Consider the following 14,159-nt stretch of genomic DNA (forward strand, 5'->3'; position numbering starts at 1 on the left):
GTTATTCGTCGCGCGAGCTTGCAACGCGTCGTTCGAATGAACTGTGCCGCATCGATGCAGGTCTTTCCAGGTTCAAGCGCAACTGACAAGGGGCGATACGCCATGCCGAAAGAATCGAACGAAGCGAATCAATCGAAGGAAAACAACCCGGCCAGCGCGACGTGCGCCGGCAAGCATCCCGCGCCGCCATGCACGCTCGTGATTTTCGGGGCGGGCGGCGATCTCACCAAGCGCTTGCTGATGCCGTCGCTCTACAACCTGTCCGCCGACAAGCTGCTCGACGACGGCATGGAGATCATCGGCGTGAATCACGGCGAGCGCGAGACGTCCGAATGGCGCGACGAGCTCACGCAATCGCTGCGCACGTTCGCCGCCGACAAGGCCGCGACGTTTCACACGTCGCAGTTGAACGAGGACGCGTGGAACTGGGTCGTCGGGCGGCTCGAATATTTCCCCGGTGAATTCGAAGAGGACGAAACCTTTGCCCGGCTCAAGGCGCGGCTCGCGCAGGCGAAGTCGGACAACGTCGTGTTCTATCTCGCGGTGGGCGCGCGGTTCTTTCAGCCGATCATCGAGCATCTCGGCGCGGCGGGCATGCTCGAAGAGAAGGACGGCAATTTCAGACGGCTTGTCATCGAGAAGCCGTTCGGCAGCGATCTGGCGTCGGCGCAGGAACTGAACCGCTGCATCCTCAAGTATGCGGACGAGTCGCAGGTGTACCGCATCGACCATTTTCTCGGCAAGGACACGGTGCAGAGCATTCTCGCCGTGCGCTTCGCCAACGCGATGTTCGAACCGATCTGGCGGCGCGAGTACATCGACAACGTGCAGATCACGGCGGCGGAGACGATCGGCGTGGAAGGGCGCGGCAAGTTCTACGAGCAGACGGGCGCGTTTCGCGACATGCTGCCGAACCATCTGTTCCAGTTGCTCGGCATGGTCGCGATGGAGCCGCCGAATTCCTTCGATGCCGAATCCGTGCGCGACAGAAAAGCCGAAGTCTTCGATGCGATCCGTCCGCTCACCGCCGACGACGTCGTGCTCGGCCAGTACGAAGCCGGACCCGCCGGGCCGGGCTACAAGGAAGAACCGGGCGTGGCCAAAGATAGCCGGACCGAAACCTACGCGGCGGCGCGCGTGTACGTGGAGAACTGGCGCTGGGCCGGCGTGCCGTTTTATCTGCGCACGGGCAAGCGGCTCACCGAGCGTCGCACGGAGATCGCGGTGCAACTGAAGGCGGTGCCGTTTTTGCTGTTTCGCGATACGCCCGTCGATGCGCTGACGCCGAATGTGTTCACGCTGCGCATCGATCCGGCGCACGGCACGAGCTTCGATTTCAACGTGAAAGTGCCGGGACCGGTAATGCAGATCGGCAAGGTGCGTTCGAGGTTCGACTATGCCGACTTCTTCGCGGAGCGCGCGAACGTCGGCTATGAGACGCTGCTCTACGACTGCATGCTCGGCGACGCGACGCTCTTTCAGCGCGCGGACAGCATCGAGACGGCTTGGGCGGCGGTGGATCGCGTGCTGCATCCGGACAGTCCGCTGCCCGTGCGCGGTTACGCGGCGGGCAGCGCGGGGCCGGCCGAAGCGGACAAGCTGCTTGCCGACGACGGCCGCGCGTGGCGACCGCTGACCGACGCGCACAAGAAGAACTGAACTCATCTCATCGCAACGCAAACTCAAAAGGACAACGAGCGTGAGCACAGAATCAAGAGCCAAGCAGAAGACCCACGTCACGGCGGACAAACTCGCGATCAAGGCGGAACGCATTCTCGCGATCGATATCGGCGGGACCGGGTTGAAGGCGGCCATCATCTCGGCGGACGGTGAGATGAAGAGCGACCGCGTGCGCGTGGCGACGCCGCATCCGGCGAAGCCCGACGTGGTCGTGGAGACGCTCATCGAACTGATCGCGCCGATCGTCGCCGAGCCGCCGACGCACATTTCCATCGGCTTTCCGGGCGTCGTGCGCGATAACGTCGTGCTGACCGCGCCGAATCTCGGCACGCCCGCCTGGCGCGGCGTGCCGCTCGCGCAACTGATCGCCGAGCGCCTCGGCAACGTGCCCGCGCGCATGATCAACGACGCCGAGATGCAAGGGCTCGCGGCGATCGAAGGGCGCGGCATCGAAATGGTGCTGACGCTCGGTACGGGCGCGGGCACCGCGCTCTTTCGCGACGGCGAACTGATGCCGCATCTGGAGCTCGCGCATCATCCGGTCGCGAAGGACAAGACTTACGACGAGTACATCGGCAACGCGGCGCGCGAGAAGGCGGGCAAGAAGCGCTGGAGCCGGCGCGTGGAGAAGATCATCGGCATCCTGGCGACGCTGACGAACTACGACAGGCTGTGGATCGGCGGCGGCAACGCGGCGCATATCAAGTTCAAGCTGCCGGATAACGTCGCGGTCGTGTCGAATGCGGCGGGCATCGAAGGCGGCGCGCGGCTGTGGCATCCGCGCTCGGTGCGCGAGACGCGCCAGTTGCCGCATTTCAATCAGCGTGAAGGGGCGCACTGATGAACGCCAACAGCAAATACGGACTTCACAGCGTGAACGGCGACGCCGATGCGGCGTTCGCCGCGCTCGCCAAAGCGGAACTCGTCGTCACCGATTGCGACGGCACGCTGCTCTATACCGACAAGGCATTGGGCCAACCGGCGATTGACGCCGTGCGTCGCCTGAAGGAAGCGGGCGTGCGCTTTACCGTGGCGAGCAGCCGGCCGGGCAAGGGCATGAGGCATATCGTTGAGGCGCTCGACGTCGACATGCCTTACGCGTCGTACAACGGCGGCAGTCTCGTCAGGCCGGGCACGTGGGATTTGCTGTCGTCGCACAAGCTGCCGCGCGATGTCGTGCAGACATCGCTCGAAGCGCTCGCGTCGGCGAACGTCGACGCGTGGGTGTTCATCGACGACGCCTGGTATCTGACGAATCAAGAAGGCACCTACGTGCCGCTCGAAACGCGCACGGTCGGCTACGAAGGCGTGCTCGTCACGCGTTTCGACGATGTCGATCTCGGCGAGGTCGACAAGATCGTCGGCTCGACCGCCGATACGGCGCTGCTCGCGCGCGTCGAAAGCAGCGTGCAAAAGCAACTGGAAGGCCGCGGACACGCCGCGCGCTCGCAGACCTATTACCTCGATATCACGAGCCTGGAAGCGAACAAGGGCACTGCGGTACGCGAACTGGCGCAACTCGCGAACGTGCCGCTCGAACGCGTGGCCGTGCTCGGCGACATGGGCAACGATGTGGCGATGTTCGAGATCGCGGGCGTATCGATCGCGATGGGGCAGGCATCCGACAGCGTGCAGCGTCGCGCGAGCCTGGTCTCGAAGAGCAACGACGAGGACGGCTTCGCGGTCGGCATCGACGCGCTCTTGGCGGCGCGCGGCTGAAGGAAGAAGGGACATCGACGCGCTGCGCAGCCTTGACGGATGAGCGGCCGCGTCGAAGTTCAGAATGATCCGCGTGTTTGGTTCAAAAGCGCGCGCTGCGGATCAGGCTCACGCTCGTTACGGATGATGCAGGGAAATCAACGACGGCGCATCGGTGCGCGCGGGGCGCCGCCACCGGCACGCTCGTCCTTGTGACGGAAGTTGATGCGGCCCTTCGTCAGGTCGTACACCGACAGTTCCAGCGTTACGCGGTCGCCGGCCAGAATACGGATGTGATTCTTGCGCATGCGGCCCGAGGCGTAAGCGCCCACGACGACGCCGTTGTCCAGCGTCACGCGATAGCGGCTGTCGGGAAGCACTTCGTCAACGATACCGTCGAGTTCGATGAGTTCTTCTTTCGCCATATGGGGGCTCCTGTAATGAGTTGTAGTGGGTGCTGCCGCGCATCGCGCGAAAAACGCGCATTCGACGCCAACGAACCGTTCTGCGCCGCTGCCCGAAAGCGTCGTCGCTACGAATCGTAAGTGGCGATGCAAAGCGTGGCCTGGCGCGTCCATGCACGATAAACGTGCATGCGGGGCGCGCTGCGTCTCTATCTCAGGCTCGTCGTGAGCTTGACGGCATAGGCCGGACGACAGGGCGAACCGCGGATGCGGCGCGCCGTGGCCGGCATGACCGGGACGGCGACATCGGCAACAGCAGAGCCGATGTGCGGTTGAAACGGAAAAGCAACGTGTGCTGCGGAAGTGAGCGCTTCTGCCGTGCGCTTACGTCATGTGCGGTCGATAGGCCGATTTTGCAAGGCCAGATGACATTCTCTCGCAAATCGCTTGATTAGACAACGAATTTCGCCCGAAGGTTCCGAAAAGGAACATTCTTGCTACAGCCAGCCGGCCTTCTTGAAGCGCCAGTAGAGCACGACATCGACCACCAGCATGACCGCGAGACACGTCGGGTAGCCGTAGACCCAGTCGAGCTCGGGAATCGACTTGAAGTTCATGCCGTAGATGCCGGCGATCATCGTCGGCACGGCGAAGAGCGCGGCGAACGAGCCGAGGCGCTTGGTCACTTCGCTTTCCGCGAGCGCGATCAGACCGAGATTCACCTGGATCGCCGTGACGATCATTTCGCGCCGTCCTTCGATGGTCTTCACGATGCGCAGCAGGTGATCGTACACGTCGCGGAAATATTCCTGCATGCCGGAGCACACGCCGGGCGAGCGCCCGCCATACAGCTTGCTGACGGCTTCGAGCAGCGGCGCGGTGTGATGCTGCAGGATCGTCATGCGCCGCTTGAGCGAGTACAGATCCTCGATGATCTCGCGCGATTCCACCGAGCCTTTTTGCTCGAAGATGCGCTCTTCCACTTCGTCGACTTCCGCGCCGAGCGTCTCGAGCACGGGAAAGTATCGATCGACGACCGCATCGAGCAGCGCGTACATCACGAACGCGGGGCCGTGCTTGAGCAGATGCGGCTCGCGCTCGCAGCGCTTGCGCACCTCCTGAAAACCTTGCGTCGTGCGGTTGCGGACCGAAAGCACGTAGTTCGTGCCGACGAACACGTTCATTTCGCCGACGAGCACTTCGCCTTCTTCGTCGAATTCGACCGTATGAAAGACCGCGAACAGCGAGTCGCCGTATTCCTCGATCTTCGGCCGCTGATGACCGTGCTGCGCGTCTTCGACCGCCAGCTCGTGCAAGCCGAACTGCTGCGTCATGTGCGCGAGTTCGCCAGGACCAGGCTCTTTCAATGCAACCCAAATGAAAGAGTCGGGCAGATCGCGATAGGCGTTGATATCGTCGATCTCGACGTCCGCGAGCTTTCGGCCATTCTGATAAGCCGCGCAATTGACCAGCATGGGACGCCCTTTATCGTTATCTGGATATAACCGGCCACGTGTCGATGGACGCTCGAAGTCGCGTGATTTCGCCAGGGGCGCGAGCGCGTGGCCTTGATCCATCGAATCTTAGCCGGACACGCGCCCGGCTGCCAGCACGCGCGGATTCTCCGGCGCTCGTTGTCTGCCGTCAGTTCGAGACGAGGTCGATGTTGTATTCGGGCGGCGCCGGCAGACTCGGGACGTGCGCCGTCTGCGAATCGAACTTGGTGAGCTTGCCTTCGACCGTCGCGCCGATATCCATGCGCAACTGCTGATAGTAAATGTTGCCCAGCACGCGCGCGTTCGACTGAAGTTCGACGAAATGCGCGACGGTGACATCGCCCGTCACGCAGCCGTTGATGATGACGTTATAAGCGCTCACGTTGCCGCGAATCGCGCCCTGATCGCTCACGACGAGCAGCGTTTCTTCGCCCGGACGGCCGGCCACGTTGCCCGTGACCTGGCCGTCCATGCGCAGGCCTTCGCTGAACTCGAGATCGCCCGAGATATGCACGTTATGCGCGACGAGCGTCGCGAGCTTGGCCATCTTGATGCCGTTGGAATCCTTCTTCGATGAAAACATGTCGAGTCCTTGCGATGCGGTAAAGGGTTGCTGCACGAAGCCCGCGCTGACGCGTGCCGCTCAATTGGGTTTTTGCTGCTTCCTGAGGAAAGCGAGATCGGTCTGCAGACGCTGGATTTCGGCCGCGCTGTCCTTTACGCGGTCTTCCAGCGAGGTACGGCTCGCCATCTCCTGTTCGAGCGCGAGCTGAGCATGCGCGAGCTGCTCGCGCAGCTTTTGCTCGGAGACGGGTGGCGCGCAGAGCGCGTCGAGCTTGCGCACGTCTTCATGCGAGCGTTTGAGTGCGAAGCCTGCGGCGGCGAGCGCCGCGATCGCACACACGGCCGCGATCAGTCCGAGCCAGATGCCCGCGCCGCGCCTCGGCGTCAGCGAATAGGACTGGCGGGAGAGTTGCAGCGACAGCCGCTTCGAATCAACTTTGCGCATGCGACAAACGCCTGAAGAGCGCGAGATAGGGAGAAGGATTGATCTGAGCGCCGTCGACGATCACTTCGAAATGCAGATGCGGCCCCGTCGAGCGGCCGGTCGAGCCGACTTCCGCGATCACCTGTCCCGGCATCACGAATTCGCCGGTTTTCACGAAGATGCGCGACGCGTGTCCATAGCGCGTCACCATGCCGTCGCTGTGGCGGATGTCGACCGAAATGCCGTAGCCGTTGCGCTCGCCCGCCGCGATGACGCGTCCGCCCGCGCTGGCGAGAATCGGCGTGCCCGCCGGTCCGGCGAAGTCGATGCCGGGATGAAAGCTCAGACGCCCCGTGAACGGGTCCAGACGGTTGCCGTAAGGCGAGCCGCTGCGCAGGCCGGGTGCCGGATTGCGGCCGGGAAAGGCCATGTACGCGGCGTAGTGGGCGAGCGTTTGCGTCTGCAATTGCGAGACTTCGTCGTTCAGGCAATCGATGATCCGATGCGCGCTCTTCAAACGCTGCCGCGGCGCGCCCGCCGCCGCGCGGCCGATATCGCACAGGCGCGGCGGCAAGGCGGGGCCGCCCGCGCCGTCGAGCGACGTGGCTGGCTCTTCGCTGTCGGGCAGCGGCGGCACGTCATGCACGCCGGACGTGCCGCCCGCGCCGTGCGCGGCCTTCAGATGCGTGTCGAATTCGTGCAGCTCGCTGACTTGCGCGGACAGGCCTTCGACGCGCGGCGTCAGCTCGATCAGCGCGGCATTGATGCGGCCGAGCTCTTCGATCTCGTACGAGCGGCGCGACATCAGCGTCTGCTCCTCGCCGAGATGGCTGCGCGCGAACATGGTGCCGATCGCGATGCCGAGCGCAAGCGCGGCCACGAGAAGCGTAATGGCGCCGATGACCGCGATGGCGCGCGCCGTGCGGGCCTCGACGAAACGGATGCGCTGGCGGGACATGGACCGCCGTGACCAGATGACGAAAGCCATTAGCGCACGGCGCGGCCCGTCGGGGCAGCGGGAAAGAAACTAGAGGAAATCACGGGAATGGAGTGCGCCGCGCTCTCCACGGCAATGCAATGAAACTGGCCGGCGATTATGCCCGAGCTCGCGTGGGCGAGTGACGTTTCGGCAGGACATCGAAGCAAAATTCCACGAATTTATCGAGTCAAATTTTGTGATGTTCGCGGTGGCGTCACGCATACCACGTTCGGTCTCGAATCGCTGTCAAAAAGCGTGTCGCCGGTCAGGATCACTTGACATCGACCCAGGCCATCTGCGCGCCGTCTCCCATCAGGAAGCCGCGGTTCGCTTCGGCCGCCGCGCGCAGGTAGTCCCATACAGCCGTGATGCGCTTCAGCTTGCGCAAATCCTCGCGGCAGGACAGATAGAAGGCGCGCGTCACGACGATATGGTCGGGCAAGACCGGCACGAAGCGCGGATCGGGCGCGGTCATGAAGCACGGCAGGATCGCGAGCGCGCGGCCCTGCAGCGCGGCGAAGTACTGCGCAATCGCGCTCGTACTGCGCCAGCGCGACACCGCGCCCGGCACCGCGCGTTCGAGATACAGCAATTCGTAGCTGAACGCGAGATCGTCGATATAGCTTGCGAAACGATGATGACGCAGATCGTCGCTCGTGCGGATCGGTTCGTGCGCGTCGAGATAGTCGGCGGTCGCGTAGAGCTTGAGCCGGTAATCGCACAGCTTCGTATAAACGTATTGGCCCTGCTCGGGTCGTTCGAGCGTGACGGCGATATCCGCCTCGCGCTTCGACAGACTCACGAAATGCGGTACCGGCAGCAGATCGATGGAGATGTTCGGATGCGCGTCCTGAAAGCGCGCGAGTTGCGGCGCGAGAAAGAAGCAGCCGAAGCCTTCCGTCGAACCGACGCGAACGTGTCCGGACAGCGCGTGCCCCGTATTGGCGATCTGCTCGGTCGCGGACTGCACCGTCGTCTCGATCGAATCGACGTAACCGAGCAGGCGCTGGCCTTCGGCCGTCAGAATGAATCCGCCGCTGCGCGATTTGTCGAACAGAAGCGTGCCGAGCGCGTCCTCCAGCGCGCGAACGCGCCGCGCGACCGTCGTGTAATCGACGCCCAGACGCTTCGCCGCGCCGCTCGCGCGCTGCGTGCGCGCGACTTCCAGGAAGAAGCGCAGGTCGTCCCAGTTGAGGCGCCCGATATCGAGCTTGGCGCTTGGAATAACGTTTGGCATGGCGTTTTTTTGCATATCGATCGGGTGTTTTTCTAGTGCCATGATGGACTTTTGCATAACTATACTCAAGGAAACGAGCGTGCTGCACTGCGCGCCGATTTCTTATAAACGGAGACGACATGCCTTTTCCCTTCGGCGCCGCACCGGCGCTCCGTCCGCGCGTCTTCGTTCCCCTTCGTGACAACTCATCCAAAAGGAGTGACTCGTGAATATCGCTGCTGAACATCCGGCGCAGAGTGCGTCCGTCCGTACGGCCAAACTGCTGATCGACGGCCAGTTCGTCGATTCGAAGACGACGGAGTGGCGCGACATCGTCAATCCTGCGACGCAGGAAGTCGTCGGTCGCGTGCCGTTTGCGACGGTCGATGAAGTCAACGCCGCCGTTGCCGCCGCGCACAAGGCGTTTCAGACGTGGCGCACGACGCCGCTCGGCACGCGCATGCGTCTGATGCTCAAGTTTCAGGACCTCGTGCGCCAGAACCAGAAGCGCATCGCGCGGACGCTGACGGCGGAGCAGGGCAAGACGCTCGCCGATGCCGAAGGCGACATCTTTCGCGGTCTCGAAGTGGTCGAGCACGCGTGTTCGATTTCGACGCTGCAGCAGGGCGAATTCTCCGAAAACGTCGCGGGCGGCGTCGACACGTACACGCTACGGCAGCCGCTCGGCGTGTGCGCCGGCATCACGCCGTTCAATTTCCCCGCCATGATCCCGCTGTGGATGTTCCCGATGGCGATCGTCTGCGGTAACACGTTCGTACTGAAGCCGTCCGAACAGGATCCGCTCTCGACGATGGAACTCGTCGAACTCGCGCTCGAAGCGGGCGTGCCGGCGGGCGTGCTGAACGTCGTGCATGGCGGCAAGGAAGTCGTCGATGCGATCTGCACGCATCGCGATATCAAGGCGATTTCGTTCGTCGGGTCGACGGCCGTCGGCACGCACGTCTACAACCTCGCGAGCCAGCACGGCAAGCGCGTGCAGTCGATGATGGGCGCGAAGAATCACGCCGTCGTCCTGCCCGACGCCAACAAGGAGCAGACGCTCAACGCGCTCGCGGGCGCGGGCTTCGGCGCGGCGGGTCAGCGTTGCATGGCGACGTCGGTGGCCGTGTTCGTCGGGGCGTCGAAGGACTGGGTGCCGGAACTCGTCGAGAAAGCCAGGACGCTCAAGGTCAACGGCGGCACAGAGCCGAATACGGACGTCGGCCCGGTCGTGTCGAAAGCGGCAAAGGAGCGCATTCTCGGGCTCATCAGCAAGGGCGTGGAAGAGGGCGCGACGCTCGCGCTCGATGGCCGCGATATCGACGTGAAGGGCTACGAGAAGGGCAACTTCATCGGACCGACGATCTTCACGAACGTCGATACCGACATGTCGATCTACAAGACGGAAATCTTCGGCCCGGTGCTGTGCGTGCTGCAAGCCGATACGCTCGACGACGCCATCGCGCTCGTCAATCGCAATCCGATGGGCAACGGCGTCGGTCTCTTCACGCAAAGCGGCGCGGCGGCGCGCAAGTTCCAGAGCGAGATCGATATCGGTCAGGTCGGCATCAACATTCCGATTCCGGTGCCGGTGCCCGCGTTCAGCTTCACTGGCTCGCGCGGCTCGAAGCTCGGCGACCTCGGCCCGTACGGCAAGCAGGTCGTGCAGTTCTACACGCAGACGAAAACCGTCACCGCGCGCTGGTTCGACGACGCCACCGTGAACGACGGCGTCAACACGACCATCGCGCTTCGCTAAAGGGAGATGTCCATGCGAATCGGATTCATTGGTTTGGGTCACATGGGCGGTCCGATGGCCGCCAATCTCCTGAAGGCCGGCCACGCGGTGACGGCGTTCGATCTCGTCTCCGCCGCGCTCGATGCGGCGAAGGCGGCGGGCGCGACGCTCGCCGCATCGCCGCGCGCGGCGGCGCAAGGCGCGGAAGTCGTCATCACGATGCTGCCCGCCGCGCAGCATGTGAAGACGGTCTATCTGGGCGATGACGGCGTGCTCGCGGGCGTTGGGAAAGGCGTGCCGCTCGTCGACAGCAGCACGATCGATCCGGCGACCGCGAAGCTCATCGGCGAGGCGGCGGCGAACCAGGGCAACCCGTTCGCCGATGCCCCCGTTTCCGGCGGCGTCGTCGGCGCGCAGGCGGGCACGCTGACGTTCATGGTCGGCGCGGATGAAACGCTCTTCGAAACATTGCGTCCCGTCTTATCCGGCATGGGCAAGAACATGGTGCGATGCGGCGAAACCGGCACGGGCCAGATCGCGAAGATCTGCAATAACTTGCTGCTAGGGATTTCCATGATCGGCGTCGCCGAAGCGATGAAACTCGGCGAAACGCTCGGCATCGATCCGACGAAACTCGCGAGTATCGTCAATACATCGACTGGGCGTTGCTGGAGCTCGGATACGTGTAATCCCTATCCGGGCATCGTCGAAACCGCGCCGGCGTCGCGCGGTTATTCGGGCGGTTTTGGCGCTGATTTAATGCTCAAGGATCTCGGACTTGCCGTCGATGCAGCGCGCGCCGCGAAGCAGCCGGTATTCATGGGTGCGCTGGCACAACAGTTGTATCAGTCGATGAGCCAGCAAGGATTCGGCGGGCTCGATTTTTCGGGCATTATCAAGTTGTACGCGAAGAACTCTGGCGTTTGATACGGCTCGAACACTTTAGGAAATCGGCACGTATGCGCGTGCCGAATTTAGGGCCGGGAAATAACTGCTTTATTCAGTTGCACTGCACAACGAAGCGCGTAAAGCCTTATTGGATACGATCATCGGGAATACGATGATTCGCTTTCCAAAAAATTGTCCTATTCTGAAAGCACGACGCCCGTCTGCCGTTCGATCAGAACGCTCCGGTTTGCGCCACGGTGCAGGTAGAACGCCCGTCGTTTTCGGGCAATCAGATGAGGAGTACGCGATGCAAGTAACACGTCACTTAAATATGGAACTGCGGCACGCCACGGTGCCGACTTATGTAGCCAGCTATTTCTTCCCGTTGCTGCTATTGGCATACGAAGCTTGGCGAGTGGGGTCTTGGGTGGCGGTGAACGGCTTTAACTTTCTGAACTTCAACTCGATGGGTTACGAGTTCGCGTTGATGATTGCCGTGTTTTGCATGCAGGTCATCGTGGAAATCGCGTTCCTCGCGGGCGCCGTGCTGACGAAGCACAAGGACGTCGGACATAGACTGGCGAATTTGTCCTTGGGGCTTTTCTGTTCGCTCGTCGTGCTCGGGTTCGATCTCGCACTGCAATATGGTTTGAGCGGAAGCTGATCCTTGCTCTTTCCGACGATAAACGCCGGTTGCTTGCAACCGGCGTTCGTTTTTTTTGGATCAGCAACCCGCGGCGCTTGGTAATGCCGGCGGTGTTTCCGATCTTTCCTCGTAGCATTTTCTATCTGCATCTTTTAGCGCGGTGCGCAAGCCTTCTTCCACGACCGGATGATAGAAAGGCAGTTTGAGCGCTTCATCGAGCGTCAATTCCAGTTGCAGCGCCCACGCCAGCAGATGCCCGAGATGCTCCATCGCCGGGCCGCAGCCTTGCGCGCCGCGCAGCTTGCCGGTTTTCGCGTCGGCATAGACGTGCAGCAGGCCGCGATTCTGACGCATGACGCGGCTTCGTCCCTGATTCTCGAACGATGCTTCTCCTGTGACCGTCATCGGCTTGTCGAGATCGTCATACGATGCGCCGACGATCGCCACCTGCGGCTCGCAGAACACGATCGAGAACGGCACCTTGCGCTCGATCCGCTGCACGTCCGGAAAGCGCGCGGCGTTGTCGCCGGCGAGCTTGCCTTCGTCGGCGGCGTCGTGGAGCCACGGGCGTGCGCCGTCGCAATCGCCCGCGATGAAAATCGCGCTGTCGCCGCATTGCATCGTTGTTTCGTCGAAAAGCGGCGCGCCTTTTTCGTTCAGTTCGATGCCCGCGTTTTCCAGCGCGAGCGGCTTCAGATTCGGCGCGCGTCCGGTCGCGGCGAGCACGAGATCGAAGCGTTCGACGCGCGCCACGCCGTCCGGCGACGTGAAGCGCAGCGTCGGCTGGCCGCCCTCTAGCGACATGCCGTCGATTTTCGCGTCGGGATCGAAATAGAACTCGTCGGCGAGCGCGGCGATAAGCGCATCGCGCACCGGTTTGTCCATAATCGCTCCCGCGCTGCCGCCTTTGCCGAACATGAAAATTTCGATGCCGAGCCGCGCGAGCGCTTGCCCCAACTCGAGCGCGATCGGTCCCGCGCCGAACACGGCGATGCGCTTCGGCAACGTGCGCAGTTCGAAGAGATCGTCGCTCGTGATGAGTTTGTCGCCGAACACCTTCAGCTCGTCGGGCACGCTCGGCGCGGCGCCCGTCGCGATGACGACGCTTTTGGCCTCGACGCGCGTGCCGTCGCCCATCCGCAATCGCGTCGGCGCTTCGAAGCGCGCCTTGCCGCGCAGCAGCATGCCATCCGGCAGCGCTTTGATTTCGTCGAGTACGCCCTTGACGAAGTGATCGCGTTCGCGCCGCACGTAATCGAGCACGCGCGCGCGATCGGCTTCGAGCGCGTGCGTGCCTTCGATGCCGCGCGCGGCGAGCGAATGCGCGTCGTGCAAGCCGTTGGCCGCCGCGAGCAGCAGCTTCGACGGCATGCAGCCGACGCGCGCGCAGGTCGTGCCCGGTTCGCCGCCCTCGATCAGCACCGCGTTCGCGCCCGCGAGCCGCGCCGCGCGAAACGCGGCCATGCCGGCCGTGCCCGCGCCGATCACGGCGACGTCCACCTTGATTGGGTTCATTCCGTTGTCCGCCATCAGCCGTTATCCGCGAATCCCGGATAGAGCGTCATGCCGCCATCGACGAAAAGCGTCGTGCCGACGACGTAATCGCTATCGTCAGACGCAAGCCACACCGCCGCGCGCCCGATATCCTCGACCTCGCCGACGCGCCCATACGGAATCAGCGTCAGCAACTTGTCGAGCTTGTCCTGCGTATCCCAAGCGTCCTTGTTGATCGGGGTGCGGATTGCGCCGGGCGCGATGCCGTTCACGCGAATGCGCTGCGGCGCGACTTCCTGCGCGATCGTTTTCATCATCATCTGAATGCCGCCCTTGGACGCAGCGTAGTTCACGTGTCCCGCCCACGGAATGACCTCGTGCACGGAACTCATGCAGATGATCTTCCCGAGCGCCTTCGACACGTCGCGCATGCCGCGCCGCTCGAATTCGCGCACGGCGCGCTGCGCGGTGAGGAACTGGCCGGTGAGATTCGTTTCGATGACCGTCTTCCAGTCGTCGAGCGTGAGCGCGGTGAACTTCGCGTCCTTCTGCAAGCCCGAATTCGCGACGACGATATCGACCGTGCCGTAGCGCTTCACGACGGCATCGAACATCGCGTCGATCTGGGTTTCGTCGGAGACGTCCGCGCCGACCGCGAACGCTTTGCCGCCTTTCGCCGTGATCGCGGCGGCGAGCTTTTCGGCGGGTTCCGCGTGCGAGTGATAGTTGATGGCGACGTGCGCGCCCGCATCGGCGAGCGCGGTCGCGACGCCCGTGCCGATGCCCGAACTCGCGCCCGTCACGAGCGCAATCTGGCCTGCGAGGGGTTTATGCATATGCGCTCCTGCATTTGTATTAATTTGTGCCTTACGCAAATTGCGCGCCCGCCGGCGCAAGTTCGCGAACAGGAAACGCCGATAATGCGGCCTTTA

At 63.1% G+C, this 14,159-nt stretch carries 14 protein-coding genes; 6 read left to right on the top strand and 8 right to left on the bottom strand.

All coding sequences use genetic code 11. The features are described 5' to 3' along the window. Positions 1-102 precede the first annotated feature (102 nt). From zwf to LDZ23_RS17405, 3 genes are read left to right on the top strand one after another with little or no spacing between them, the layout of a single operon-like run. Positions 103-1,659, top strand: a complete 1,557-nt coding sequence (zwf, locus tag LDZ23_RS17395) for a glucose-6-phosphate dehydrogenase (protein WP_008353506.1) — start codon at positions 103-105, stop codon at positions 1,657-1,659. Between the two features lie 40 nt (positions 1,660-1,699). Continuing rightward, entirely contained in the window at positions 1,700-2,521 is an 822-nt protein-coding gene (locus tag LDZ23_RS17400) for an ROK family protein (RefSeq protein WP_008353505.1), read from the top strand. After that, positions 2,521-3,399: a Cof-type HAD-IIB family hydrolase gene (locus tag LDZ23_RS17405; protein ID WP_008353504.1), complete on the top strand. Its 879-nt coding sequence runs from the start codon at positions 2,521-2,523 to the stop codon at positions 3,397-3,399. Before LDZ23_RS17400 ends, LDZ23_RS17405 begins: the two co-directional genes overlap by 1 nt. A 137-nt stretch (positions 3,400-3,536) precedes the next feature. Here LDZ23_RS17405 and infA read toward each other — a convergent pair whose 3' ends face one another. The 6 genes from infA to LDZ23_RS17435 form a co-directional block, all read right to left on the bottom strand. After that, a complete protein-coding gene (gene infA / locus LDZ23_RS17410) occupies positions 3,537-3,803 on the bottom strand; it encodes a translation initiation factor IF-1 (RefSeq protein WP_006999277.1) in 267 nt (88 codons plus the stop codon). Positions 3,804-4,279: 476 nt separating this feature from the next. Next, the gene (gene corA / locus LDZ23_RS17415; RefSeq protein WP_008353501.1) at positions 4,280-5,257 is read right to left on the bottom strand and encodes a magnesium/cobalt transporter CorA; all 978 of its coding nucleotides are present in this window, start codon (positions 5,255-5,257) and stop codon (positions 4,280-4,282) included. 169 nt (positions 5,258-5,426) lie between these two features. After that, positions 5,427-5,861 (bottom strand): bactofilin family protein, encoded by a 435-nt coding sequence (locus LDZ23_RS17420; protein WP_008353498.1) that lies wholly within the window; start codon positions 5,859-5,861, stop codon positions 5,427-5,429. Positions 5,862-5,921: 60 nt separating this feature from the next. Further along, a complete protein-coding gene (locus LDZ23_RS17425; RefSeq protein ID WP_008353497.1) occupies positions 5,922-6,287 on the bottom strand; it encodes a hypothetical protein in 366 nt (121 codons plus the stop codon). Further along, positions 6,274-7,224: a M23 family metallopeptidase gene (locus LDZ23_RS17430; RefSeq protein ID WP_008353496.1), complete on the bottom strand. Its 951-nt coding sequence runs from the start codon at positions 7,222-7,224 to the stop codon at positions 6,274-6,276. The genes LDZ23_RS17425 and LDZ23_RS17430 overlap by 14 nt, the downstream gene beginning before the upstream one ends. A 292-nt stretch (positions 7,225-7,516) precedes the next feature. Next, a complete protein-coding gene (locus tag LDZ23_RS17435) occupies positions 7,517-8,497 on the bottom strand; it encodes a LysR family transcriptional regulator (RefSeq protein WP_008353495.1) in 981 nt (326 codons plus the stop codon). A 190-nt stretch (positions 8,498-8,687) separates the two neighbouring features. Here LDZ23_RS17435 and LDZ23_RS17440 point away from each other — a divergent pair, with 190 nt between their 5' ends. The 3 genes from LDZ23_RS17440 to LDZ23_RS17450 all read left to right on the top strand — a co-directional run bounded on the left by LDZ23_RS17440 (position 8,688) and on the right by LDZ23_RS17450 (position 11,751). Then, positions 8,688-10,220 (top strand): CoA-acylating methylmalonate-semialdehyde dehydrogenase, encoded by a 1,533-nt coding sequence (locus LDZ23_RS17440; protein WP_008353494.1) that lies wholly within the window; start codon positions 8,688-8,690, stop codon positions 10,218-10,220. Positions 10,221-10,232: 12 nt separating this feature from the next. Next, positions 10,233-11,126 carry a 3-hydroxyisobutyrate dehydrogenase gene (gene mmsB, locus LDZ23_RS17445; RefSeq protein ID WP_008353493.1) on the top strand — a complete coding sequence of 298 codons (894 nt, stop codon included), beginning with the start codon at positions 10,233-10,235 and terminating at the stop codon, positions 11,124-11,126. 268 nt (positions 11,127-11,394) lie between these two features. Further along, positions 11,395-11,751 carry a hypothetical protein gene (locus LDZ23_RS17450; RefSeq protein WP_033536128.1) on the top strand — a complete coding sequence of 119 codons (357 nt, stop codon included), beginning with the start codon at positions 11,395-11,397 and terminating at the stop codon, positions 11,749-11,751. A gap of 60 nt (positions 11,752-11,811) precedes the next feature. Here the strand turns inward: LDZ23_RS17450 and LDZ23_RS17455 are convergent, their stop codons facing one another. Both LDZ23_RS17455 and LDZ23_RS17460 read right to left on the bottom strand, forming a co-directional pair. Further along, on the bottom strand, positions 11,812-13,248 hold the full coding sequence (locus tag LDZ23_RS17455; protein WP_033536159.1) for a dihydrolipoyl dehydrogenase: 1,437 nt from the start codon (positions 13,246-13,248) through the stop codon (positions 11,812-11,814). 14 nt (positions 13,249-13,262) lie between these two features. Next, on the bottom strand, positions 13,263-14,063 hold the full coding sequence (locus LDZ23_RS17460; RefSeq protein ID WP_008353489.1) for an SDR family oxidoreductase: 801 nt from the start codon (positions 14,061-14,063) through the stop codon (positions 13,263-13,265). Positions 14,064-14,159 lie beyond the last annotated feature (96 nt).

The sequence above is a fragment of the Caballeronia zhejiangensis genome (genome assembly GCF_022879815.1).
GTDB lineage: Bacteria > Pseudomonadota > Gammaproteobacteria > Burkholderiales > Burkholderiaceae > Caballeronia > Caballeronia zhejiangensis.

Bases quoted from the DNA above. Each gene is read 5' to 3' on its own strand.
- LDZ23_RS17405 (WP_008353504.1), top strand. From the start codon at position 2,521: ATGAACGCCAACAGCAAATACGGACTTCACAGCGTGAACGGCGACGCC.
- mmsB (WP_008353493.1), top strand. From the start codon at position 10,233: ATGCGAATCGGATTCATTGGTTTGGGTCACATGGGCGGTCCGATGGCC.
- zwf (WP_008353506.1), top strand. From the start codon at position 103: ATGCCGAAAGAATCGAACGAAGCGAATCAATCGAAGGAAAACAACCCG.
- corA (WP_008353501.1), bottom strand. From the start codon at position 5,257: ATGCTGGTCAATTGCGCGGCTTATCAGAATGGCCGAAAGCTCGCGGAC.
- LDZ23_RS17450 (WP_033536128.1), top strand. From the start codon at position 11,395: ATGCAAGTAACACGTCACTTAAATATGGAACTGCGGCACGCCACGGTG.
- LDZ23_RS17455 (WP_033536159.1), bottom strand. From the start codon at position 13,248: ATGAACCCAATCAAGGTGGACGTCGCCGTGATCGGCGCGGGCACGGCC.
- infA (WP_006999277.1), bottom strand. From the start codon at position 3,803: ATGGCGAAAGAAGAACTCATCGAACTCGACGGTATCGTTGACGAAGTG.
- LDZ23_RS17435 (WP_008353495.1), bottom strand. From the start codon at position 8,497: ATGCAAAAAAACGCCATGCCAAACGTTATTCCAAGCGCCAAGCTCGAT.
- LDZ23_RS17425 (WP_008353497.1), bottom strand. From the start codon at position 6,287: ATGCGCAAAGTTGATTCGAAGCGGCTGTCGCTGCAACTCTCCCGCCAG.
- LDZ23_RS17420 (WP_008353498.1), bottom strand. From the start codon at position 5,861: ATGTTTTCATCGAAGAAGGATTCCAACGGCATCAAGATGGCCAAGCTC.
- LDZ23_RS17430 (WP_008353496.1), bottom strand. From the start codon at position 7,224: ATGTCCCGCCAGCGCATCCGTTTCGTCGAGGCCCGCACGGCGCGCGCC.
- LDZ23_RS17460 (WP_008353489.1), bottom strand. From the start codon at position 14,063: ATGCATAAACCCCTCGCAGGCCAGATTGCGCTCGTGACGGGCGCGAGT.